Raw genomic sequence first — 22,093 nt, 5'->3', positions numbered from 1 at the left:
AAGTTGGCCCATCGCCTTAACTTAATGACATTGACCTCGGGCCTCCTGCTCTTTTTCTATGATACGGGCTATTACGACTGGCTTTTACGCCAAATTGGTCAGCTCTCTGCCTTCTTTACGATACTTCGCATATTCAGCAGTTGCGGTAAACAGTACGTCGGAGGACGAGTTCAGTGCAGTTTCGCAGGAGTCCTGAACTACCCCGATTATGAAACCAACGCCAACGACCTGAATTGCGACATCGTTCGGAATACCGAACAAGCTGCACGCCAGTGGAATGAGCAGGAGGGAACCGCCGGCAACACCGGAGGCGCCTGCAGCTGAAACCGCAGACAGGACGCTGAGAATCAGGGCCGTACTGAAATCGACTTGAATGCCAAGCGTATGAACCGCGGCTAATGTTAGGACGGAAATCGTTACCGCGGCCCCCGCCATATTGATCGTAGCCCCTAATGGAATCGAAACCGAGTACGTATTTGTATCCAGCTTCAGCTTTTCACAAAGACTCATGTTAATAGGGATATTGGCAGCGGAGCTCCGGGTAAAAAATGCGGTAATCCCACTTTCCTTCAGGCAGCGGAAAACAAGTGGATACGGATTTCTGCGAATCGTTAGGTACACAATCAGCGGGTTCACAACAAGCGCGATCAAGAGCATACATCCCACGAGAAGGAGCAGGATTTTGCCATAATCGAGTAAGGAGGAAAGCCCGTTGGAAGCAATGGAATCAAAAACGAGTCCCATGATTCCGAGTGGTGCCAGCTGAATGACCCATTTGACGATTTGAGATACGGCATCGGAAAAATGAGTGATCAGATTCTTCGTTGTGTCACCGGCACCCCGTAAAGCAATCCCTAGAAGAATCGCCCATGTCAGGATTCCGATATAGTTGCCGTTCATGAGCGCGTGGACAGGGTTGTCAACGATGTTGAATAGCAAGGTCTTAAGTACCTCAATAATCCCTTCCGGAGGGGTTAAGTTCTCGGCGCCCTTTACAAGCGAAAGGCTGACAGGGAACACAAAGCTTGCAACAACGGCAATTAGCCCCGCGAGAAATGTGCTTATGCCATATAGGGCCAGAATCGATTTCATATTCGTTTTATGACCCTTCTTATGGTTGGAGATGGCCGACATCACGATGAGCAGGACTAACACAGGGGCCACGGCCTTTAATGCAGATACGAATAAGGAGCCGAAAATAGTGACACCTTTTGCGGCTTCTGGCACTGTGAGTGCCAAGATAATACCCAATACGATCCCCACGAGTATTCGTTTGACTAGGCTAATTTGATTCCATTTGAGAAAGAGTGCTTTCATATTTTTCCTCCGAATCTTTAACCCTATCCGATACGCAGCGGTAGGGGGAAAGTTGTATTTTGCGTTAGTTTATCATGAATCATGTAGGATGTGTATATTGGATTGTGAAATAGAGTACAAGCTTAATTTAAATGCTTTGCTTATTCCCAACAAAGCTCCGTTATCGCAAAAGGCCATCCTGTGGTACTATGGCTATAGAATCACAGAATGAAAGTTAGACGAACCAGGGAACGGGGATAACGTGTTGAAAACATTTAAAAAGGTTTATATAGAAATTACGAGCATTTGCAATTTGGCCTGCAGCTTTTGCCCGCCGACGGAGCGCAAGGCCAACTTTATCAAGGTTGAAGACTTTGCGACAAGGCTTGACGAGATTAAGCCGCATACGAGCTTTATTTATTTGCATGTAAAAGGGGAGCCGCTCCTTCATCCTAATATCGACCAACTGCTCGATATAGCCCATGAGAAGGGCTTTAAGGTCAATATCACGACAAACGGCACGCTGATCGCGAAAAATCGGCATAAGCTGCTCGGTAAACCTGCGCTGAGACAAATGAATTTTTCGCTGCACAGCTTTGATGGCCATGAGGGCTCGACGAACCGCGAAGGGTATTTGCGGGAAATCCTTTCCTTTGTCCGCGCGGCGGAAGAGCATCAGGTCATCTTCTCGTTCCGTCTCTGGAATTTGACGCAGGACAACGTAACGAATGCGCAGCGTCAGCGAAACCGTGAGACACTCCAGGTGATTGAGGACGAGTTCGGACTTGATTTTAAAATTGAGGAAAAGGTCGTGCCCGGAAGCGGAGTGCGAATCGCTGAACGGGTCTACTTGAACCAGGATTATGAATTCCAATGGCCGAGCTTAACAGCACCCGAAGATGATGGAAAAGGCTTTTGCCACGGACTTCGTACCCAAGCGGCGGTTCTCGTGGACGGAACGGTGGTGCCGTGCTGTTTGGATGGGGAAGGGGTAATTAACTTAGGCAATATCAACAAGACTTCCTTTTCGAGTATCGTAGAAGGAGAGCGCGCAAACAACCTAGTGGAGGGCTTTTCCCGCCGGGAGGCTGTTGAGGAATTATGCCGCCGGTGCGGGTACCGCCAACGGTTTGGGGCGTAGGGCATTATACTAAGGCAAGGACACGGGATTGTTTTACTGTGTCCTTTTTTCGCTGCGTGATCATCGGAGCAGGGACTATCGGTTTTCCAATTTGTGATGTATTTCATTGTGAAATTCAAGCCTAAGGCTTATGATGCAGGTGCGGATAAGAGGAGGCTGAATTCATGTTAAATCGAAGGATCATCGGAGTTACTGCAGTCGTTACGGCTGTTTTGCTGGGGGCATATCTTTACACACAACAGGCGGGAAGCGACACTCTGAAGGAAACGCAGAACATCAAACAATTGGTGCAGGATTACAGCAGGGGGAGCTTAAAGGCTCAGGCGGCATCGATTACTCCACGGCAGCTGATCGTCACAACCAATGACAAAAGCAAGGTTGCTTATGATTTGCCGAAAGAGGAGTTTTTTGTATCCATCGCCCCATATCTCAACAACACGCATCCTTGCGCAACCCACAGCTTAACAAGCTGCCAAGGCGAATTAACGAACCAGTCATTTCACGTTTATATTGAAGACGCCAAGGGAAAGGTCGTCGTAGATCAGACGATGAAATCCGAGGCTAACGGTTTTATAGATTTATGGCTTCCCCGGGATAAGACATACAGCATAACGGTCAAACATAACGGAAAAACCGTAAAATCAGAGCTATCCACCTTCGAAACGGACAATACCTGCATTTCTACACTGCAGCTGATGTAAAGAAGAATATGTAGATGCCACTTTTAGTTTAATGAGCACCGAGATGGTGCTTTTTTTATTTGTCTTTTTCCTGAATTAAACTATTTTTACATGGATATTTGTAGGAAAATGTTCTTCTGTGTCGAAATGAACAATAAATACCTAAATGGAGAGTGGCTTATGGCACGTACGTATTATGCAGAAGGAAGGCAAGTGGCTTATCTTATACGAGGAGGGCTCATTTTAATCGGATTAAGTGTGTTCTTTTTTACAGGGTTAAAAAAATACTGGTGGTTATTTTTTATCATTATTTTTGGAAGTGTAATTGTGGGTGATATTTTAGGTGCTAGGTGGACGAGAAAAAGAAGACTGGAAAAGAAAGGAGGTTTGAAAAAACAGAAGAACGATGCGCCTGCTGTAGTAAAGGATAAAAAATCTAACCCATCCATTTCAAAAGCTTTGTCTGACAGGGAGCTGTTGAAAGCTAACGTTCATACCTTATCGGGCACTGATTTTGAACGGTTGATGGAGCTGTATTACATAGACCAAGGATACCAAGTTCAGCGTGTTGGAGGAGCAGGGGATCATGAAGTCGATCTTATCTTAAAGGGTAAAGAGGGCTATAAAATTGCGGTGCAATGTAAGCGCTGGAAGCAAGATGTTGGGAATGATATTGTCCTTCGTTTGAAGTCTGGCAAGCAAGTGCATGGTTGTTATGACGCTTGGATTGTAACGACGAGCAATTTTACGAAATCTGCGAAAGAGGCCGCGGAGAAACTGAATATTCGTCTAATTAACGGCTTAATTTTAGATGATCGTCTAATGAAGTGGAAGTCAAAAAAGGGCATTTCCTAATGTGCTGGAGGATAAAACATGAGAAGGAAACAAAAACAATCGATATCAACATTTTTGATCAGTGCACTCGCGTTTTTATTCGCTTGTAAAGCTTTCGTTTGGGTGTTGGAAAGTCAAATTGTTCATACAACGATCCATATACCAGAATTGAACTATGCAATTATTGGCGTAAGCATTGCGTTATTATTGCGAATAGGATTTGTTTGGATGAGGGCAAAAGGGAAAAATGTGAGTAAGAGTGACGTTTCGTTTGATTCTAACCAGGAAGAAGCATCCTACGAGAGTAACGAGTATAGTTGTGCAGCCTGCGGTAAATCCGTAAGTGAAAAGGTAAGACAATATTGTTTAAGCAAGCCAAACCGATTTAAGGGGAATGTATACTGCTATAACCATCAAGTAACTCATTCCTCATAAATTTTACAAAATCGAAAGCCTATCGTCTACGAATAGACGGTAGGTTATTTTTTATGGGATCGCTAAGTTAACTGTTGTATAATAATGGGAAAACGTCGAGTGTAAATACCTTAACTTAAGTATCCCACGAAAGGAGAGCCCTCATGAACTTTACTTTAAACGAAGCAATGGAGGTTTTGGAACGCACTCCGCAATCTTTTAAGACTCTATTGTCCGGCTTGTCCGTTGGCTGGCTGCAGTGCAATGAAGGCGAGGGGACATGGAACGCAGAGGAGGTCATCGATCATCTCATTGAAGCAGAAACGACTAATTGGCTGCCGAGGCTCGAGATGATCCTTCAAGAAGGCGAACGCCGTCCTTTCCCGCCGTTTGACAGGTTTGCTCATCTGAATGGCAAATCCGAACAGCAGTCCATGGAAGAAAAGCTGCAGCACTTCCAATCGATCCGTACTCAAAATATCGTCAAGCTACAGGCTCTCATACCACCGGGGACGAATCTAGAACAGACGGGGCTGCATCCCGCTTTTGGCAAGGTAAAGCTCAGAGAGCTGCTTTCAACGTGGGTCGTTCATGACTTGACTCACATGGCGCAAATCACCAGAGTGATGGCTAAGAGATATAGTGAAGACGTCGGGCCCTGGAAGGAATACTTAGGGATCTTGAAATAGACTCCACTGCCCCTTTAGCTTTAATGTATTACAATGAATTTCACGAATTCGAGCATCAAGCGGAAGAGACCAAGAAGGGTCTTTGGTCAGACGAGCTTCAAGTACGAGCCGAGGATGAAAAAGTGAATCGGGCATATGTGATGTCGGGAATGGACCAAGAGATCCTAACGTCGAAAGAACAATCGACACTTCGCTCCGATGAGGTTATGATTCATTTGCAAATCACCAACGACGGAGATTTTTTACGGTACAAGGCCCTGTCTGACGAGGCCAAAAAATCGCTGATCTTTGATTACGTAAAGTATAATGTAAGAACGGATATCGAATTTGCCCAAACGCGTTTCGTGAATATTTTGTATAAAGACGCGATCTACGCGGAGGCCAGACTCGAAGCAGGGGCCAAGCTTGAAGCGATGAAGGTTACTTTTTACAAAGAGGGCGAATAATTTGAAAGTGTAAGCCGGGTGCTAAAGCATCTGGCTTTTTTGTTATTCGAAAATAGGATAGGAATAAATGGATAATTCTGGTACCCTATGAATGGGTCAAGATGAAACGGAAGGAGGGTGCTGAATATGAAAAAGCTGATGGCAGTTCTAATTGTATTTGTTCTATTGATAACGGGTTGCGGCACGAGCGTGAGTCCCGGCACTTTCGGCGAAGCCCAGCCACCCCCAGCTCCTGAACAGGAGGAAGAGCCTCCTGATGTAAAAGAAACTGTAACGCTCAAGGAGCAAGCCGAGGTTCCGATGGAGAAAGAGGAAGAGTCGTCTCAAGCATCGACAGTAATCCTAGACGGTAATACCATTTCAGTAGATCTCAAAGTCATCGATTATGTTCAAAAGCTAGAAGGATTTGATTCCGCTTCCGATGAGCTGCTTTTTTACGAAACAACGGATTTGGATCAAGACGGGAAACAGGAGGCCGTGCTTGCGTTCGGGCAAAAATATGAGAATGCCGTGGATACCTATGTTACGCACAGCTATGTCTTGCGGAACAATGGCGGAGAAGTCGAAGTACTGGGCTCAAACCTGATTGGCGGGAGCGCCTATAATACGTACGAGGTTAACGTTATCGAGCTTAAGGGTTCACCCCATCGGTATGTATACCATGGACTGACGAACGGTGGAAATTTATCCGGATTCCTTCTGTATAAGCTGGAAGGGAACGAGATTGTATTATTTGACGGATCGGCGTCAGCGACCGGAAGCGGAATGGACGAGTTGGTATCCTCCGGCGAAGACGGAATCTATGATGGCTATATTTCGGATCGAAGCAGCTATGATGTTTATTACATCCCCGTACAAAAGTATTACCATTTCGACGGCAGCAAGTTCGTCCTTAGTGGAACATCGGTTTCGTTACCGGAGAAACCGACTACTCCGAGAGAAGCCTTATTCCAGTTCTTATCGTTAACGGCATTAATGATTGATAACGAGGATCTTTCGAAGCGTCTATCCGAGCTGTGCAGCTGCGGCCAATACGAGTTTAATGAACGTGAGATGGAGCTGATCCGATTTTGGCTGGATGAACATTTGCATGGGCTTTCGGCGGAGGAGGAGGCCCATGCGGAAACGAGTTTGCTGCAGGAATACGTCGAGCTTGTCATCAAGGACAATTTACAGCAGGCAGGTAAGGATGGCGGCGAACAAGCCGCACTATCCTTTAGGCTGAAACCAAACGGAACCTCTTGGGTTATTGAAAAAGTGATTCGAGGTGGAGAGGCGGAGCATAAGGAGCAAGAACCGATTTCTTCTCTCGATACAGCGAAGCAGCAGACGGAGTAGTCGAACTAGGAAACGCTGTTCTTAGAGTTTTTAGAATTAGAGGTTACGTAAGACAAAGCATCATAAAAACGCCCTTTCCCTCCAATTCGGGGGAGAAAGGGCGTTTTCCATTCGATTGAAATCTGCGGCTGACTCCCCGAATTTCAACATATATATAAAAAATCGACAAAATACGACTATAAGTTTAGTCTATGAATCTCGAAACAAGTAAATAAGTACTACTTGGGAAAAATGGTTGAATTATACAATAGATATGCTAGGATTAATGTCATAAAGTTATCTTTTTATAAAAAGGGGGCTCTTTGATGCGTGAGGAGTATCTAGTTCAACCGAGTCTAACGGTGAACTCGCAGCGTTCGGAAACGTATTCGATCGACAAGCTGTTTTATGTTGCATTTTTCGGGGGCGTGGTTGCTCTTACTGGATTGGCTGTCAAAAATGCAAAAATGCTGCGAATGAGCCAGGCGGTTGTGATCGGGATGATCGCTGCAGCTGTTATTGTTTTTGGAGTGAAGCTGGGCTTTTATTATGCCGTTCTGGAGCACCTCATTGAGGTGGAGAATCGGGTTGCTCGTTATATGGCCCGAGCGCTGGAAATGGTTTTATGTGCGGGGTTTTATTTTTCAATGAAGAAGAGCTATCAGAATCATATGCTGCTGGTCGGCGGCGAGCGACCGATTTTAAAGCCTGCCTTGGCATGGTGCGGGGTTTCGATTTTGATTGAAGGAAGCCTGATTATGCTGATAGCTATGTAGGCAAGGAGGTGCGGGATGGAATTTACAACGGTGAGAAATGAGAGTGCGGAACCCAGCCTGGAGAAGAAAATGCAGCTCATCCGTCATTATATAGGGCTTTTGAGATACGAGAAGACCTTGAGCCTTATCAAAGAAGCATTAGCTGATGAGCCGGAGCACGGGGAGTTGTATTTTTGGGGGGCGGCAGCATTTTATGCGCTAGAGAAGTATCCGGAAGGGGAATTGTACCTCGATGAGGCGTCACGGTTAGGATACAACCCGATTAAGGTTGCATCTTTGCGGGGCCATCTTTACCAAGATGCGAAACGCTGGGTCGAGTCGGAGCAGGCTTATCTGGAATCGCTGCGCCTGGACCCGAACCAAGCCGGTGTTTATGCCGCTTATGCGACGCTCATGCTTGCAGCCGGGCATGAATCGAAGGCGAAGAAGCTGCTAAAGATGGCCCAGCAGCTAGACCCGCAGGATTCCGACGTCTTATATTATCAGTTTTTATATAAGCTTACCAAGAAAAATAAGCAGGATATTCTGCATTCGCTGCAGCGCTCTGTTGAAGGGGCATCCAGTGAATTACAAATGCTGTACCAGTTAGCTTTACATGAGTTATATCATGAACGTTTGAAATCCGCGAAGGAATATTATCGGCAGGCATTTCTGCTCGACCCGAGCAATAAGTCGGTGCTGGAGGTGTTAGAGATCCTTGAGCTGGATACGCATTGGTTATTTGCTCCCATCCGATTCGTTAACAAAATCGGCGGTCCGCCTGTAGTGTATGCTGTAGGACTGATGCTCGTCTTGGGGCTGCGGTTCTTCGGTTGGGAGCAAGCATCGATGATCTGTATTTATGTGTATTTGGCTTACGTTGTTTATTCGTGGACCGCAGCAGGCATATATAAAGCAATTTGGAAGCGTAAATTTAAAGGAGTCGTCGTTTAAATGATGGATAAAATTGCATGGCTTCAGGATATGGCAAGGAAGAATCCAACGGAAGCACAGGGGTGGTACTGGCTCGGTAAGGAGCAATTGGAGCATGGTGATGCGATTGGTGCGCTGCAATCGTTTACGGAGGGGCTGCGGCACAGCGACGATTCGCTTCGCGGCATGCTTTTGACGGAGCTATCCAATGCAACGGCGGCGCTTCAGACTGGGGCTGCTAAGGGAGCTCCGGCGGTTGGGCCGGACTTGGAGGGCGGACGACCCGGAGCGGGAACAGAAGCCGCTGCCGCATCCAACACGGCAGGAGCTTCCGAAACCGCAACCAAGGAAACCTCCTCGGTCGAGCAGGAGCTGCAAGAGGTTACACAGGTAACGGCGGCGGTGCTTGCTTCGGTCGAACAGTTCTTGAGAGAGACCGAAGATTATAGAAAAGAATCATCCACGGGTGGACAGCTAGACTCAAGCGTAGACCTGCCGGCTGTAGTGGGGGATGTGTCCGAGGGTGGCGCTGCATCTTCTGCCGATATTGCCTCTAGCGAGGTGGATGCTGGTACAAAGGAAGAGGGGCTGAAGGAGCCGGAGGAAGCATGGAAGCCCCGAGGTAAACCCGGATTGCATGTTCTTCATGGCGGGTTGGACTCGGCTTCTGCCCCAGAGCCAGCACCGGACAAGCATCGGATTACCTTTGCCGATGTCGCGGGACTGGCAGATTTAAAAAAAGCGATTCAAATGCGCATTATCAGCCCGTTTTATAATCAAGGGTTATTCTCCAGATTCCGCAAGAAAACAGGGGGAGGCGTATTGTTATACGGTCCTCCGGGCTGCGGCAAAACGTTTATTGCGAGAGCGACGGCGGGAGAATGCAAAGCGAACTTTATTAATGTACATATTACGGATATCTTGGACCCGTATATCGGGGTAAGTGAGTCGAATCTATTGGAGATCTTTGAAAAGGCACGCCATCGGAAGCCGAGCGTCATGTTTTTTGACGAAATTGACGCGATCGGGTTTAACCGCTCGAAATCGTCTTCGCATATGAGGGGGCTAGTCGATACGCTGCTGACTCAGATGGAAGGAATGGATACTTCCACCGATCAGGTACTCGTCATTGGCGCGACCAATATGCCTTGGGATGTGGATAATGCCTTGAAGCGGCCGGGACGCTTTGACCGTTTGATCTTTGTGGCTCCGCCGGATGAGGTGGCGCGGGAGCAAATGTTCCGGCTAAAGCTTTCAGGGCGTTACGTCGGCATTATTAATTGCGCCCGGCTGGCCGAACGGACGGAGTTTTTCTCGGGCGCTGATATTGAAAATGTGTGCGAACGTGCTGCGGAGTATGTGCTGGGTGAAATTATGGACACCGGTGTGGAGCGTCCGATTGAACAGCGCGATGTGGAGCGGGCGATTGAGGAGACGCAGCCTTCCACGTTGGAGTGGATGCGCACCGCCAAAAATTACGTGAAGTACTCCAATCAATCCGGCCTGTACAATGACGTGGAGCAATACTTAAAAAAACATAGTAAACGAATATAGCAGACAGAGCTCAAACAGAAACGACCTTATCCCGCGAATGGCTGGATAAGGTCGTTTTTTCAATGCGTTAAGGAGCTGTGACTGTAGAATCCGTTGTATCGGTGCTTGTAGACGGGCTCGTCGTGGATGAATCCGTCGTTGCTTCTGTCGTGGATGGATCCGAAGTTGTTCCCGCCGACGCTTCTGTCGAGGAAGCATCTGTCGCCGCGTCGGTCGTTGTAGAATCGGCAGCAAGCGCGGCTTCCTCCGTGGTGGTTGCCGGCTCGGACTCAATGATGATGATGCTTTTCGTTTCCGGATCGTAAGAAACCTCCGCGCCGAACGCTTCCGCCAAGAAACGGGCAGGGATAAAGGTACGGTTGTGGATGGACTGCGCTGCAACATCCAGTTTATGTTCAACCCCGTTAATAAGTGCCGTAGAGCTTCCCAGTACTAGCTCCACAGTAGTATCCCCGCGTACGACGGATACCGTTCCTGTCGCCGCATCGAAGGATACCTCGGCTTCAAGAGCCTCTGCCATAGCGCGGAATGGGACCATTGTGCGTTCATTTTCGATGAACGGCTGTGCGTCGAAAGCCGGACGTTTGCCGTTGACGAACGCTTTTAATCCGTCTTCGCCTTGTTTCTCGAGAAGCTTGGCGAGCTTCTTCACGGCATTGATATCTTTGGGCGCAAATTGCACGATCTTTTCCTGAGTTTCAACGGCGGCCTCAGTGTCCCCTGCCTGCTCCAGCTCTTCGACAAGCTCCTCCGCGTTTTCTACATCTTCTTTGGTTGCCCGGCCGGCGAGTAAGCCTTCAATTACAGCTTGGGCGGGAGTGCCCTGTACTCGTTCCAGTGCCCGTTCCAAGCCCTTCGCCTTATCTTTCTTCACGGACCCGGTCTCCTCGTCAGCTTCCTCGGATGCAGGCTTGTCCGCTTCCTCAGCCTCTGTGGATTCCGCACCCGTCTCTAGCTGCGTATCTGCTTCCGAATCTGCCTTTAATTCCACCTCGTTCTCGCTCTTCTTCGTCTCCGCCTCACTTGCTTGTTCCGAGCGCACCTCGTCCTTTTCCTTAGGTCCCTTAGCTCCTACAGCCGTTCCGCCAAGCATGCTTCCAAGCATTACAGAGAGAGCCAGCAGCAATGTTGTTTGCTTTTTCCACCTTGTCATTGTTGTGTCATTCCTCCTACAAAGTTGTCTTGGGAAAAATAAAAACTCGCCACGGCTGCCCGCAAACGAGTTATATTGTTAATCGCTTTGCGGTAACTGGCTGGCATGAGCGCTGCTGCGCTGGTAGCCCCTATAGCTTTGCGTCCCCGTCTTTCGGCGGGTTTGCCTTTGTCGCTTATGTGGTTACTTCTAAGCTACTATGATAGGGGGCGCCTGTCAATGATAGTTTCAACACAATATTACAATTTTCGACATATATGTTTGGGGTGCTTCACAATCCATACGATAGAACCGTGAGATGATGAAAAAATACTACAAAACGATGAACAAATTATATTTTGTTTTTGTCCAAAGGTACTTATGATAGGTTTTGTACAGTAGGTTGTAAGCGCATACACAACAGAAATGGGAGTGAGGTGATTCGTTATTTTATAGGAGAAAAACTGGTAGGGGCACGGAGAACGAACATTCCATTCATTCAGGAGGTATCGTGATGAAGCACAAAAGTAAGCGAATAATAATGATTTTGGTGGCCACATTCCTTATGCTCGCCTCGTTTCCATTTCAAGCCCAAGCGGCTTCGACGACATTCATCAATCCGGTTGCACCGTACTCCTCGGCGGATCCACATGTCATGAAGCATACGGACGGGTATTATTATTTCGTCCATACGTCACAAGGATGGGATAAGCTCGATATTTCCCGCTCGACTTCACTGACGGGAATCGGTAATGGTGAAAGAAAAACCGTATTCACCAAGTCCTCAGCGTATTGCGCCGGATCCAATTGTTATTCCGGTAACATTTGGGCTCCTGAGCTGAATTATATTGACGGAGCATGGTACTTATATTTCAGTGCGGGGAGCAGTGAGCCGAATACTCCGCACCAGCGGATGTGGGTTATCAAAAATACGAGCGCCAACCCTTTACAGGGCACATGGTCCGCTCCGATCAAGCTGAAGGATACAGCCGATTACTGGTCGATTGACCATACCGTAGCGAAAATCAACGGTCAGCTTTATATCGCTTGGTCGGAAATTGCGCCCAACCAGCCGCAGCGCATTATGATCGCTAAGATGAGCAGTCCAACGGCGATACAGGGCAGAGGAGTCGTCATATCCTCTCCGACGAATGCTTGGGAAAGATCGGGATCACCTGTGAATGAAGCGCCTTCCTTTATCACGCATGGCTCTAAGGTGCATATGACCTTCTCGGCCAGCGGCTGCTGGACGGACGATTACAAGTTAGGATTGCTTTCGGCAAACTTGACTGCAGACCTAACGGTGGCAAGCAATTGGACCAAAAGCTCAAGTCCCGTATTTCAGAAAACAAGCACCGTATTTGGCCCGGGACATAACAGCTTCGTGAAATCGCCCGACGGGAAAGAGGATTGGATCGTCTATCATGCCAATGACGGTTCAGGACAAGGCTGCGGTGAGCAGAGAACGACGAGAATCCAGAAGGTAACCTGGAACGGGGATACTCCAGTTTTCGGAGCACCGGTGAACCCGGCGACAGCGATTACGAGACCTTCCGGGGAAGGAACTGGAGATATTTTTTACCGCATTAAAAACCGCAACAGCGGAAAGGTGCTTGCTGTAGAAACTGCATCAACAGCCGATCGGGCCAATGTGCTGCAGTGGACCTACAATGGATCGGGTGACCAAAAGTGGGCGCTTGACCCGGTATCCGGCGGATACTTCAAGCTAAGAGCAAGCCACAGCGGTAAAGTAGCCGACGTCCTTGATTTTTCTACGGAAGATGGCGCAAATGTGATCCAGTGGCCTGATCTTGGAGGCACGAATCAGCAGTGGAGCTTTATCTCAACGAATAATCAATATTTTGAGATCCGAAATCGCAACAGCGGCAAAAACCTTGACGTGTACAACGGAAGTTTAGAGGATGGCGGCAATGTCGGTCAATGGGCGGATTTGAACAATACGGTACAGCAGTGGATTTTTGAACGGGTGAATTAATGAAAACAGCCGATGCAGCTCCGGATGGGGAGGCGTCGGCTGTTTCTATTACCATATTGTTAAATGATTCACACGGAGAATTTGTCTAAATTTGGTGATTAATACAAGCGAATCTGCTATGATGGGTAGGCACAAATCGAATCTTATGTTTACTACTTGGAGGCTGTTATGAAAAAGAAATTGTCGCTTGTAATGCTTTTTACCATGCTTGTTTCTTGTTTTGCTGCGATGCCTGTAATGGCTGCGGAAAAAAGGGCTGAGACCATTAACCTCATTAATGATCAATCGGGTTACCAAATTATTGTTGAGAACTTTATCGGGGTTCAAGAAATTACGGCGAAGGATATGGACGATCAAGAGTTTCAAACGACGGTTCTCGTGATGCAAACTCCGGAGAAAGCGAGCGATGGAAGCTACCCTATCTTTGAAGTAGTGACACAGGATCCTGCAGCACATCAGCTGGAATCTTTTCCGGGGAGCTACCTAGACGGACAGCTGGGCAGCTTCAGCGGCACGTTTGCCGATGGAAAACTCATGTACAGTCCAAGCTTTAGTATGGAACGCGATTTGAAGGATATCGTAGAAGGAAGAGTATTCTCGTTTGACTTCTTCGTCGCGGATAAAGACGGGAACCTGATTTTTGATGTAGCCGACATGAATTTCATGTTTGTGAATGAAGGCAGCGCAAACGCAGCTGCTCCCACTCAAGAAGCTGCGGCACAGCAGCCCTCCAATGCGGTAGCGCAGTCGACGGCTTCCAAGGTAATCGTCAACGGAAAGGAAGTTGCTTTCGAAGCGTACAATATCGATGGCAGCAATTATTTCAAGCTGCGCGATCTGGCGCAGGCTGTCAACGCAACGGACAAGCAGTTTGAAGTAGGCTGGGACGGGGCAAACAATGCAATTAATCTAGCCACGAAGCATGCTTATACGCCAGATGGCAATGAACTAAAGGTGTCCGGTCAGGCGGGAGCGAAGGAAGCACTGCCAACTCCGTCGAAAATCTATGTTGACGGTCAAGAGGTACAGTTTACAGCGTATAATATTAATGGGAATAACTATTTCAAGCTTCGGGATCTCGCGCAAGCAATCGACTTTGCCGTGACATGGGATGGAGCAGCCAATCAGGTTGGAATTAACACGGCGGAAGGCTATACGGCAAACTAAGCAGCGGGGAACGAAAGCTGAACACATAAATAAAGGTGGAGCTGGGAAAATCCAGCTCTACCTTTTTTCATTAACGAACAAATGGACATGACATTTGTCATACTCTCGACTTGACGTTTATGACTAACCCATAAACCGTGTATTTTCTATAATGGAAAATACAACAATATTGCTTATAAAGCACGGTTTCGTACCGGTATACGAAAGTCGAGGAGGAATTTAGCATGTCTCAGGCGAAACTGATGGAATTGAAAAAAAATGTTGCCCCATACGAGGCGACCGACATAAAAAAGAGCATCTGGCAGATTGTGAATACGGTTGGGCCGCTTTTAGTGCTTTGGTACGCGGCTTATGCGAGCCTTTCGATCTCGTTCTGGCTAACCCTGCCGCTGGCGATCATCACGTCAGGCTTTGTCGTTCGAACCTTTATTCTGTTCCACGATTGCTGCCATCAATCCTTTTTCAAAAATCGTCTTGCCAACGATATTGTCGGGACGATTACCGGCGTGTTGACGCTTTGCCCTTACGAGCAGTGGAAACGTAGTCACTCGATTCATCATGCGACGAGCAGCAATTTAGATAAGCGCGGCATCGGCGATATGTGGGTGCTGACCGTTGACGAGTATGCGGAAGCATCCTTCTGGGTGCGCATGGCTTATCGTATTTACCGGAACCCTTTAGTGATGTTCGGTCTTGGACCGATTTATATTTTCTTGATCTCTTACCGTTTTAATGTGAAGGATGCGAGACGCAAAGAGCGAATCAACACGCATGTGACCAATGTTTTGATTGTAGCCTTGTATGCGCTGTTGATTTGGGCGATCGGCTGGCAGGCCTTCGTTCTTGTTCAGGGGCCGGTGTTTTTCTTCTCGGGCTTATTTGGAATTTGGCTGTTTTATGTTCAGCATCAATTTGAGGATACGTACTTTGAGCATGAAGAAGAGTGGACGTATGTGCAGGCTGCGGTCGAAGGAAGCTCTTATTACAAGCTGCCGAAGCTGCTGCAGTGGATTACGGGGAATATCGGCTTTCACCACGTCCATCATTTAAGCCCGAAGGTGCCGAACTATAATTTGGAGAAGGCGCATCTTGCTGCGCCGCCGCTTCAAAAGGCGACAACAATCACGATTCGCACGAGCCTCAAAGCTCTTCGATTCCGCCTCTGGGATGAGCGTCAAAAAATGTTTGTCGGCTTCAAGGATGTGAAGAATACGCTTCGTCATACGAAACCGGCAACAGACAAGTAACCGGCTTCGTACGCGCGAGCTGTCAATAGGGGCGTCTCCTTGAAGTCGTAAACCGGCCGGGAGCGCCCTGATTTTGTGAAATGAGGGATGATGCATGAACAAGTGGCATCAAATTTTCCAAAGAAATACGGGGTTATCCCCTTATGTGTGGGTTGTGTTTTACATCCTCCCGTTTTACTTTATTTTCCGCTCCTCCTCAACGTGGGAGGTTGTGTCAGGCATTGTGATGATTATTGTTTTCTTTGTTTGTTATGTGCTGTCCTTTGTGTCAAAAGGATGGCTCGTTTACTTTTGGACTAGTGTACAGATCGGCATTTCCATTGCCATGACGTTGATTTTCGGATATGTATATTTCTCCTTGTTTTTGGCTTTTTTTATAGGTAATATACATAATCGGATCGCATTTTTTACCTTATACACCTTTCATCTTGTCAGTACCTTTGCTACGATTAATTATGGCTTTGCCTCGCAAAACCCGGTGTTTATCACGCAGCTTCCATTTGTTCTCGTCTGTTTGATCGGTGTGATATTGCTTCCGGTCAATACTTATAATAAAAATAAACAGGATAAGCTCGAAGGGCAGCTGGAGGACGCGAATAAGCGGATTTCGGAGCTGGTGAAGCTGGAGGAACGGCAGCGGATCGCCAGGGATTTGCACGATACGCTCGGACAGAAGCTTTCTTTAATTGGGCTAAAGAGTGATTTGGCAAGCAAGCTGGTAGGCAAGGATCCGAAGAAGGCGGTGGCGGAGATGAATGACGTCCGTCAAACCGCCCGAAGCGCTCTGAAGGAAGTTCGGGAAATGGTTACGCAAATGCGGGGCGCTCGAATCGAAGAAGAGCTATTCCGTGTCAAGCAAATTTTGAAGGCGGCGGAAATTGAACTGGTTCTGAAAGAGGAAGCTCCCCTGGACGATATTTCGTTGATCTCGGAAAATGTGGTCAGCATGTGCTTGAAGGAAGCGGTGACCAATGTCGTCAAGCACAGTGCGGCCACGCAATGCATGATAGAGTTTAGCCCGAACCGGACTGATCTCACTGTAAAGGTGATGGATAACGGGGTAGGGATCGGCAGCCAGATGAGCTTTGTCCGGGGCAACGGATTGCGCGGAATGAAGGAACGACTGGAGTTTGTAAACGGAAGTTTAGAGATACAATCTGATGAAGGCACACAGGTGATTATTAAGGTGCCGAAGGCTTCCAAACGGCCCGTGGAGGAGAAGGAGGCGGAGACATGATTCGGATCGTTATTGCCGAGGATCAGCGCATGCTGTTAGGCGCACTGGCTTCGCTGCTTGACCTCGAAGAGGATATGACTGTTGTCGGTAAAGCGGCTAATGGTGAAGATGCAGTTAAGCTGGTCCATTTGCATAAACCGGATATTTGTGTAATGGACATTGAAATGCCGGTGAAAAGCGGTTTAGATGCAGCGGAGGAGCTGAAAGCTTCCGGCTGTAAGGTCATTATTTTGACCACCTTTGCGCGTTCGGGTTATTTCGAGCGGGCGCTAAAGGCGGGTGTCAACGGATACCTGCTGAAGGACAGCCCAAGTGAAGAGCTGGCCGATGCGATTCGCAGCATTATGGCTGGACGACGAATCTACGCGCCGGAGCTGATGGACGAGGCGTATAATCAGGGCAATCCTTTAACGGAGCGGGAGAAGGAAGTTCTTGAATTAATAGCCGACGGCAAAAATACGAAAGAAATCGCGAGCGAGCTGTTTATTACAACGGGGACGGTGCGCAATTATATATCGGTCATTTTGGATAAGCTGGATGTCAGCAACCGGATCGAAGCAATAAAGCGATTTAAAGAGAAGGGCTGGTTCAAATAGGGGAAAGGTTCAATCCCAGGTCGTGGGGTTGAGCCTTTTTTTATTTTATAGGGATAATTGGGAAAAAGAGGGTTGACTTCAAGTTGAATGTGTTATAGTATTTGACACATATTAATGTTAATTAAGTTAACACGAAATAACTGGCTCATCATTTTAGTGAAGGAGTGGTTCGGATGAGATTCCTAGTGATGATTGCAGGATTGTTTTCGGATAAAATAGAACCGGTATGTGCCAGCGCGCTAAATGAATCGTTTACAGGCTCTGAAAAACACTGGTCTTCACGGGCTTGAGACGGATTATACCGTATCGTTAATACGATTTACTTAAGACAACATAAAGGGGGTTCCTTTAACCAGGGGAACGCCTTTTTTTGTTCATCAAAACGTTGTCTACCATTTTTAATGAAAAGGAAAAAGACTTTGAAGAATTTTTTTTGTGTTAATAAGTTTGACATGAAACTATTGAACATTTCGTGAAAATGAGTTAACCTTATGATTATAAATGTTGTGTCACAAAACCTAACAACATAAATTATATTATTTTACACCAAAAATGTCGTTTATGGGGATTCGTTAACGAAATGGGAGTGTGAGTGCGATGAAGAAAAAGCTGGTGTTGGTCGGTAATGGTATGGCAGGTGTCAATTGTGTGGAACAGCTGTTGAAGCTGGCCCCGAATAAGTATGACATCACAATTTTCGGCAGTGAGCCTCATCCGAATTACAACCGTATTTTACTGTCTTCTGTGCTGGCAGGCGACGCCAAGATGGATGATATCGTCATTAACAGCTGGGACTGGTACAAGGAAAACCGGATTATGCTTCACGCAGGACATACAGTCAACCATATTGATACGAATGCTAGGACGGTGAGCACGGACAATGGTCTCTGTGTTTCCTACGATGAATTGATTATTGCGACAGGATCTCTTCCATTTATGCTTCCTCTTCCGGGCGCCGACAAACAAGGCGTGATCGCTTTCCGAGACATTAAGGACTGCGAGACGATGATGGAAACGGCGAAAAAATACAAGAAAGCGGTAGTTATCGGAGGCGGCTTGCTCGGGTTGGAAGCGGCGAGAGGGCTGCTCAATTTAAATATGGAAGTTTCGGTTGTTCATTTGGGCAAATCCTTGATGGACCGCCAGTTAGACGAGACGGCAGCGATGATGCTGCAGCGGGAGCTGCAAAAGCAAGGGATGAAGTTTTTGCTCGAAAAAAATACCGAGAGAATTCTCGGGAAAGACCGCGTGACCGGCCTTCGTTTTACAGACGGAACAGAGGAGTCGGCCGATCTTGTGGTCATGGCTGTCGGCATTAAGCCGAATGTTGCGCTTGCAAAGAATAGCGGTATTCAGACGAACAGAGGCATCGTAATTGACGATTTCATGCAAACGAGCGCGCCTGGCATTTACTCGGTTGGCGAGTGTGCAGAGCATCGCGGCATCGCCTACGGTCTCGTCGCTCCGCTGTATGAGCAGGGTGCTGTGCTGGCGAAGCGTCTGGCCGGGATCGAGACGGACGGCTATCATGGTTCGGTCGTTTCTACGAAGCTGAAGGTTTCCGGTGTGGATGTGTTCTCGGCTGGAGAATTCCGCGACGATGTCGATACGCGGTCGGTACGAATACAGGACGAATTCGGCGGTGTGTATAAAAAGGTTGTCATTCGCGACGGGAAGGTTATTGGGGCAGTGCTGTTCGGCGATACAAGCGAAGGCTCGCGTCTGTTTGCCATGATTCGCAGCGGGGAAGACGTAGCCGGCAAGGAGAAGGAAGTGCTGCTCGGAGACAGCGGACCTGCGCAGTCGGGTGCTGACCGTATTGCGGCGATGAGCGATGACGAGATTATTTGCGGCTGTAACGGAGTGAGCAAGGGCAACATTGTATCGGCGATCAATGAGAAGGGCTGCACGAGCGTTAACGACATTAAAGCGTGTACGAAGGCATCCGCCTCCTGCGGCGGCTGTAAACCGCTCGTCGCCGATGTGCTGGAATATGTGCTTGGCGCAGACGGCGTTAAGACGGTGAAGGAAGGCATCTGCGCTTGCACGACGTTAAGCCGGGATGAGATTGTGGAGGGCATTCGCAGCATGAAGCTGACCACCTCTAAGGAAGTCATGAATGTGATGGGCTGGGACAATCCGGAAGGCTGCTCCAAGTGCCGTCCGGCGCTCAACTACTACCTCGGCATGGTATGGCCGGAGGAGCATGAGGATGAGCGGGAATCCCGGTTTGTAAACGAGAGGAATCACGCAAATATTCAGAAGGACGGCACCTACTCCGTCGTTCCGAGAATGTATGGCGGTGTAACGACGCCGTCCGATTTAAAGAAAATCGCGGAGATCGCGGAAAAATACGGTGTACCGCTTGTTAAAGTAACCGGCGGACAGCGGATCGACCTGCTCGGAGTGAAAAAAGAAGATCTGCCGTCGATGTGGGCGGATCTGGATATGCCGTCAGGCTATGCCTACGGGAAATCGCTTCGCACAGTGAAAACCTGCGTCGGCTCGACGTTCTGCCGCTTCGGAACACAGGATTCGATCAGCATGGGGATCGAAATGGAGAAACGCTTTGAGCGCTTAAGCACACCGGCGAAGGTGAAAATGGCCGTATCCGGCTGCCCGCGCAACTGTGCGGAAGCGACAATCAAGGACTTCGGCGTCGTCGCGATCGACGGCGGCTGGGAGCTGTACGTGGCCGGTAACGGCGGTACGAAGGTAAGAGCATGCGACCTGCTCGTCAAGGTGAAGACGGAGGAGGAAGTGCTCGAGTGGTCCGGAGCGTATCTACAGTATTACCGCGAAACCGGAAAATACAACGAACGTACGGCGGAATGGATTCAGCGCATCGGTTTGGATACCGTTAAAGCCGCGCTTGAGAAGAAAGAGGATCGTGCCGCTTTCGTTGAGCGTTTGAACGTTGCCCTCGCGCAAACTCGCGATCCGTGGAAAGAGATTTTGGAGACGGAGAAGCTTCGCGCTGCGTACGAACATCTTCCTGCTTCAGCAGCAAATTAAGAAGGGGTGTAATGAACCATGGAACCTATGAAAGTCGGCCACATTTCGGATATTGAGCCGAAGCGCTCAAGAGTTGTCCGCATCGGCGATATGGAAATTGCATTGTTTAAGCTGTCCAGCGGAGAGATCCGCGCCATTGAAAATAAATGCCCGCATAAGGGTGGCAAGCTTTCGGAAGGCATCGTGTGCGATCATCATGTATTTTGTCCGCTTCACGATTGGAAAATCAACCTTCATGACGGCATCGTTCAGGCACCGGATGAAGGCTGCGTGGAATCGTACGAGGTGAAGATCGATGAGCAAAGCGGAGAAATGTACCTTTACGTAAATAACGAGGCTTCGAAAGCATCTTAAATTTGCAAAGGATGGTGACCGTGGAAAAAGAACGCATGAAAGCACTCTTGCTTTCCACCTTAGCCATGACCGTTTCGTTTATTATTTGGTCGGTGTTTTCCCCCATCGCGGGTCAGATCCAAAAGCTGTTTGCGCTTAGTACGCTGGAGAAAAGCATTCTCATCGCGGCTCCAGTGCTGCTCGGATCGATCATGCGCATCCCGATGGGGATCTTGACTGACCGTCACGGCGGCAGAAGCGTATTCACGCTTACGATGTTATTTCTGCTCATTCCGCTCGTGGCGGCCGGTTCGGCCAATTCTTACGCATGGCTGCTGGCTTGCGCATTGTTTATCGGGATGGCAGGGACGACGTTTGCGATTTCGCTGACCTTTGTATCGCGCTGGTATCCGCCGCAGAGGCAGGGCTTTATTCTTGGAATCGCCGGGCTCGGCAATCTGGGTGGAGCCGGAGCGAATTTTCTAGTCCCTTCGATCTCAGCGAATTTCGGACTCCCTTGGGTGTTTTACAGCATGGCGGCGGCAATCGGCATGACAGCTATCGTATTTTACGTATTTACAACCGATTTACCGAAGCCTGCAGAGCCGAAAACATTGAGACAATCGTTGTCGGTGCTGCGTTATAAAACGACTTGGCAGTTATCCGTTTATTATTTTCTAACTTTCGGCGGGTTTGTGGCGTTTAGTGTGTATCTGCCGACCTTCCTAAGCGAACTGTTTGGGCTTAACGCTATGGATGCGGGGATGAAGACGGCCGTCTTTGTTCTTCTTGCCACCTTAATTCGCCCGGCAGGCGGGTATTGGGCAGACCGTTACGATGCAAAGCTGGTGCTGTCGATCATTTTCGTCGGGATCATGATTTCGGCGCTTGGTTTAGCCTTCACGATTGAAAATTACGTTTCCTTCAATATTTTGTGCCTTATTCTTTCCTTACTGCTCGGGCTCGGCAATGGTGCGGTGTTCAAGCTCGTTCCGCAGGTATCGTCCGGAAATACGGGAGCAGTGACTGGGATCGTCGGTGCGGCCGGAGGTGTAGGAGGATTTTTCCCGCCCATTGTACTTGGATTTATAAAGGACATGACAGGTCATTACAATATAGGATTTGTTTTCATGATGCTGTTTGCACTGATTTGTCTTATTTTGAACCATTTAGGCTCAAGACCCAGACGGAAGCAAAATTATAGAGAAAGCCACAAAGGCTTGGAGTTGACGACGTAGAACGGAAGTGTACGGAAGGATCTCAGGGCCGAGTGTTGGCAGAAGCAAAACGGCACTTTCCTTTTGCAGGGAT

General features: G+C 48.2%; 20 protein-coding genes and 1 riboswitch. Of the genes, 18 read left to right on the top strand and 2 right to left on the bottom strand.

Annotated elements, in window-relative coordinates:
* Positions 1 to 84: 84 nt before the first annotated feature.
* Positions 85 to 1,317: a serine/threonine transporter SstT gene (gene sstT / locus GQS10_RS19295; protein ID WP_166245296.1), complete on the bottom strand. Its 1,233-nt coding sequence runs from the start codon at positions 1,315 to 1,317 to the stop codon at positions 85 to 87.
* Between the two features lie 244 nt (positions 1,318 to 1,561).
* Here sstT and GQS10_RS19290 point away from each other — a divergent pair, with 244 nt between their 5' ends.
* The 10 genes from GQS10_RS19290 to GQS10_RS19245 all read left to right on the top strand — a co-directional run bounded on the left by GQS10_RS19290 (position 1,562) and on the right by GQS10_RS19245 (position 10,059).
* Positions 1,562 to 2,437, top strand: coding sequence for a radical SAM/SPASM domain-containing protein (locus GQS10_RS19290; RefSeq protein ID WP_166245295.1), 876 nt, complete (start codon positions 1,562 to 1,564; stop codon positions 2,435 to 2,437).
* A gap of 164 nt (positions 2,438 to 2,601) precedes the next feature.
* Positions 2,602 to 3,138 (top strand): CueP family metal-binding protein, encoded by a 537-nt coding sequence (locus GQS10_RS19285; protein ID WP_166245293.1) that lies wholly within the window; start codon positions 2,602 to 2,604, stop codon positions 3,136 to 3,138.
* Positions 3,139 to 3,297: 159 nt separating this feature from the next.
* Positions 3,298 to 3,972, top strand: coding sequence for a restriction endonuclease (locus GQS10_RS19280; protein WP_166245291.1), 675 nt, complete (start codon positions 3,298 to 3,300; stop codon positions 3,970 to 3,972).
* An 18-nt stretch (positions 3,973 to 3,990) separates the two neighbouring features.
* The gene (locus GQS10_RS19275; RefSeq protein WP_166245289.1) at positions 3,991 to 4,386 is read left to right on the top strand and encodes a hypothetical protein; all 396 of its coding nucleotides are present in this window, start codon (positions 3,991 to 3,993) and stop codon (positions 4,384 to 4,386) included.
* A 143-nt stretch (positions 4,387 to 4,529) separates the two neighbouring features.
* Positions 4,530 to 5,054 carry a DinB family protein gene (locus GQS10_RS19270; protein ID WP_166245287.1) on the top strand — a complete coding sequence of 175 codons (525 nt, stop codon included), beginning with the start codon at positions 4,530 to 4,532 and terminating at the stop codon, positions 5,052 to 5,054.
* Between the two features lie 23 nt (positions 5,055 to 5,077).
* The gene (locus GQS10_RS19265) at positions 5,078 to 5,500 is read left to right on the top strand and encodes a hypothetical protein (protein ID WP_166245285.1); all 423 of its coding nucleotides are present in this window, start codon (positions 5,078 to 5,080) and stop codon (positions 5,498 to 5,500) included.
* Between the two features lie 126 nt (positions 5,501 to 5,626).
* A complete protein-coding gene (locus GQS10_RS19260; RefSeq protein ID WP_166245283.1) occupies positions 5,627 to 6,838 on the top strand; it encodes a hypothetical protein in 1,212 nt (403 codons plus the stop codon).
* A gap of 305 nt (positions 6,839 to 7,143) precedes the next feature.
* The gene (locus GQS10_RS19255; protein ID WP_166245281.1) at positions 7,144 to 7,593 is read left to right on the top strand and encodes a hypothetical protein; all 450 of its coding nucleotides are present in this window, start codon (positions 7,144 to 7,146) and stop codon (positions 7,591 to 7,593) included.
* Between the two features lie 15 nt (positions 7,594 to 7,608).
* The gene (locus tag GQS10_RS19250) at positions 7,609 to 8,526 is read left to right on the top strand and encodes a tetratricopeptide repeat protein (protein WP_166245279.1); all 918 of its coding nucleotides are present in this window, start codon (positions 7,609 to 7,611) and stop codon (positions 8,524 to 8,526) included.
* Positions 8,527 to 10,059: an AAA family ATPase gene (locus tag GQS10_RS19245; RefSeq protein WP_424991809.1), complete on the top strand. Its 1,533-nt coding sequence runs from the start codon at positions 8,527 to 8,529 to the stop codon at positions 10,057 to 10,059.
* A 67-nt stretch (positions 10,060 to 10,126) separates the two neighbouring features.
* Here GQS10_RS19245 and GQS10_RS19240 read toward each other — a convergent pair whose 3' ends face one another.
* Positions 10,127 to 11,212: a copper amine oxidase N-terminal domain-containing protein gene (locus GQS10_RS19240; protein WP_166245277.1), complete on the bottom strand. Its 1,086-nt coding sequence runs from the start codon at positions 11,210 to 11,212 to the stop codon at positions 10,127 to 10,129.
* An 88-nt stretch (positions 11,213 to 11,300) separates the two neighbouring features.
* Positions 11,301 to 11,389, bottom strand: a riboswitch (cyclic di-GMP riboswitch).
* Between the two features lie 316 nt (positions 11,390 to 11,705).
* On the opposite strand from GQS10_RS19240, the gene GQS10_RS19235 reads away from it, so the two are divergent.
* From GQS10_RS19235 to GQS10_RS19200, 8 genes are all read left to right on the top strand, one after another.
* Entirely contained in the window at positions 11,706 to 13,187 is a 1,482-nt protein-coding gene (locus GQS10_RS19235) for a family 43 glycosylhydrolase (protein WP_166245275.1), read from the top strand.
* A gap of 168 nt (positions 13,188 to 13,355) precedes the next feature.
* Positions 13,356 to 14,354, top strand: coding sequence for a stalk domain-containing protein (locus GQS10_RS19230; protein WP_166245273.1), 999 nt, complete (start codon positions 13,356 to 13,358; stop codon positions 14,352 to 14,354).
* Positions 14,355 to 14,578: 224 nt separating this feature from the next.
* A complete protein-coding gene (gene desA, locus GQS10_RS19225) occupies positions 14,579 to 15,601 on the top strand; it encodes a Delta(5) desaturase DesA (RefSeq protein ID WP_166245271.1) in 1,023 nt (340 codons plus the stop codon).
* A gap of 94 nt (positions 15,602 to 15,695) precedes the next feature.
* Positions 15,696 to 16,838: a sensor histidine kinase gene (locus tag GQS10_RS19220; protein WP_166245269.1), complete on the top strand. Its 1,143-nt coding sequence runs from the start codon at positions 15,696 to 15,698 to the stop codon at positions 16,836 to 16,838.
* Positions 16,835 to 17,434 (top strand): response regulator transcription factor, encoded by a 600-nt coding sequence (locus GQS10_RS19215; protein WP_166245267.1) that lies wholly within the window; start codon positions 16,835 to 16,837, stop codon positions 17,432 to 17,434. Before GQS10_RS19220 ends, GQS10_RS19215 begins: the two co-directional genes overlap by 4 nt.
* Positions 17,435 to 18,031: 597 nt before the next feature.
* Positions 18,032 to 20,449 carry a nitrite reductase large subunit NirB gene (nirB, locus tag GQS10_RS19210; RefSeq protein WP_166245265.1) on the top strand — a complete coding sequence of 806 codons (2,418 nt, stop codon included), beginning with the start codon at positions 18,032 to 18,034 and terminating at the stop codon, positions 20,447 to 20,449.
* A gap of 18 nt (positions 20,450 to 20,467) precedes the next feature.
* Complete coding sequence (gene nirD, locus GQS10_RS19205) at positions 20,468 to 20,803, top strand: nitrite reductase small subunit NirD (RefSeq protein WP_166245263.1); 336 nt, start codon at positions 20,468 to 20,470, stop codon at positions 20,801 to 20,803.
* A gap of 11 nt (positions 20,804 to 20,814) precedes the next feature.
* Positions 20,815 to 22,020 carry an MFS transporter gene (locus tag GQS10_RS19200; protein ID WP_166245261.1) on the top strand — a complete coding sequence of 402 codons (1,206 nt, stop codon included), beginning with the start codon at positions 20,815 to 20,817 and terminating at the stop codon, positions 22,018 to 22,020.
* The last annotated feature ends 73 nt before the right edge of the window (positions 22,021 to 22,093 follow it).

Origin of the sequence: Paenibacillus turpanensis (genome assembly GCF_011421635.1) — a bacterium.
GTDB classification, from domain to species: domain Bacteria; phylum Bacillota; class Bacilli; order Paenibacillales; family YIM-B00363; genus Paenibacillus_AK; species Paenibacillus_AK turpanensis.
The sequence above is the reverse complement of the archived record's forward strand: the minus strand, read 5'-3'. Positions and strand labels throughout refer to the sequence as shown.

What these genes read in the sequence shown, in the direction of transcription:
- nirB (WP_166245265.1), top strand. Translation starts at nt 18,032, where the DNA reads ATGAAGAAAAAGCTGGTGTTGGTCGGTAATGGTATGGCAGGTGTCAAT.
- GQS10_RS19220 (WP_166245269.1), top strand. Translation starts at nt 15,696, where the DNA reads ATGAACAAGTGGCATCAAATTTTCCAAAGAAATACGGGGTTATCCCCT.
- GQS10_RS19265 (WP_166245285.1), top strand. Translation starts at nt 5,078, where the DNA reads ATGTATTACAATGAATTTCACGAATTCGAGCATCAAGCGGAAGAGACC.
- GQS10_RS19255 (WP_166245281.1), top strand. Translation starts at nt 7,144, where the DNA reads ATGCGTGAGGAGTATCTAGTTCAACCGAGTCTAACGGTGAACTCGCAG.
- GQS10_RS19270 (WP_166245287.1), top strand. Translation starts at nt 4,530, where the DNA reads ATGAACTTTACTTTAAACGAAGCAATGGAGGTTTTGGAACGCACTCCG.
- GQS10_RS19260 (WP_166245283.1), top strand. Translation starts at nt 5,627, where the DNA reads ATGAAAAAGCTGATGGCAGTTCTAATTGTATTTGTTCTATTGATAACG.
- sstT (WP_166245296.1), bottom strand. Translation starts at nt 1,317, where the DNA reads ATGAAAGCACTCTTTCTCAAATGGAATCAAATTAGCCTAGTCAAACGA.
- GQS10_RS19280 (WP_166245291.1), top strand. Translation starts at nt 3,298, where the DNA reads ATGGCACGTACGTATTATGCAGAAGGAAGGCAAGTGGCTTATCTTATA.
- GQS10_RS19240 (WP_166245277.1), bottom strand. Translation starts at nt 11,212, where the DNA reads ATGACAAGGTGGAAAAAGCAAACAACATTGCTGCTGGCTCTCTCTGTA.
- GQS10_RS19275 (WP_166245289.1), top strand. Translation starts at nt 3,991, where the DNA reads ATGAGAAGGAAACAAAAACAATCGATATCAACATTTTTGATCAGTGCA.
- GQS10_RS19230 (WP_166245273.1), top strand. Translation starts at nt 13,356, where the DNA reads ATGAAAAAGAAATTGTCGCTTGTAATGCTTTTTACCATGCTTGTTTCT.
- GQS10_RS19200 (WP_166245261.1), top strand. Translation starts at nt 20,815, where the DNA reads ATGGTGACCGTGGAAAAAGAACGCATGAAAGCACTCTTGCTTTCCACC.
- GQS10_RS19250 (WP_166245279.1), top strand. Translation starts at nt 7,609, where the DNA reads ATGGAATTTACAACGGTGAGAAATGAGAGTGCGGAACCCAGCCTGGAG.
- nirD (WP_166245263.1), top strand. Translation starts at nt 20,468, where the DNA reads ATGGAACCTATGAAAGTCGGCCACATTTCGGATATTGAGCCGAAGCGC.
- GQS10_RS19245 (WP_424991809.1), top strand. Translation starts at nt 8,527, where the DNA reads ATGATGGATAAAATTGCATGGCTTCAGGATATGGCAAGGAAGAATCCA.
- desA (WP_166245271.1), top strand. Translation starts at nt 14,579, where the DNA reads ATGTCTCAGGCGAAACTGATGGAATTGAAAAAAAATGTTGCCCCATAC.
- GQS10_RS19235 (WP_166245275.1), top strand. Translation starts at nt 11,706, where the DNA reads ATGAAGCACAAAAGTAAGCGAATAATAATGATTTTGGTGGCCACATTC.
- GQS10_RS19285 (WP_166245293.1), top strand. Translation starts at nt 2,602, where the DNA reads ATGTTAAATCGAAGGATCATCGGAGTTACTGCAGTCGTTACGGCTGTT.
- GQS10_RS19215 (WP_166245267.1), top strand. Translation starts at nt 16,835, where the DNA reads ATGATTCGGATCGTTATTGCCGAGGATCAGCGCATGCTGTTAGGCGCA.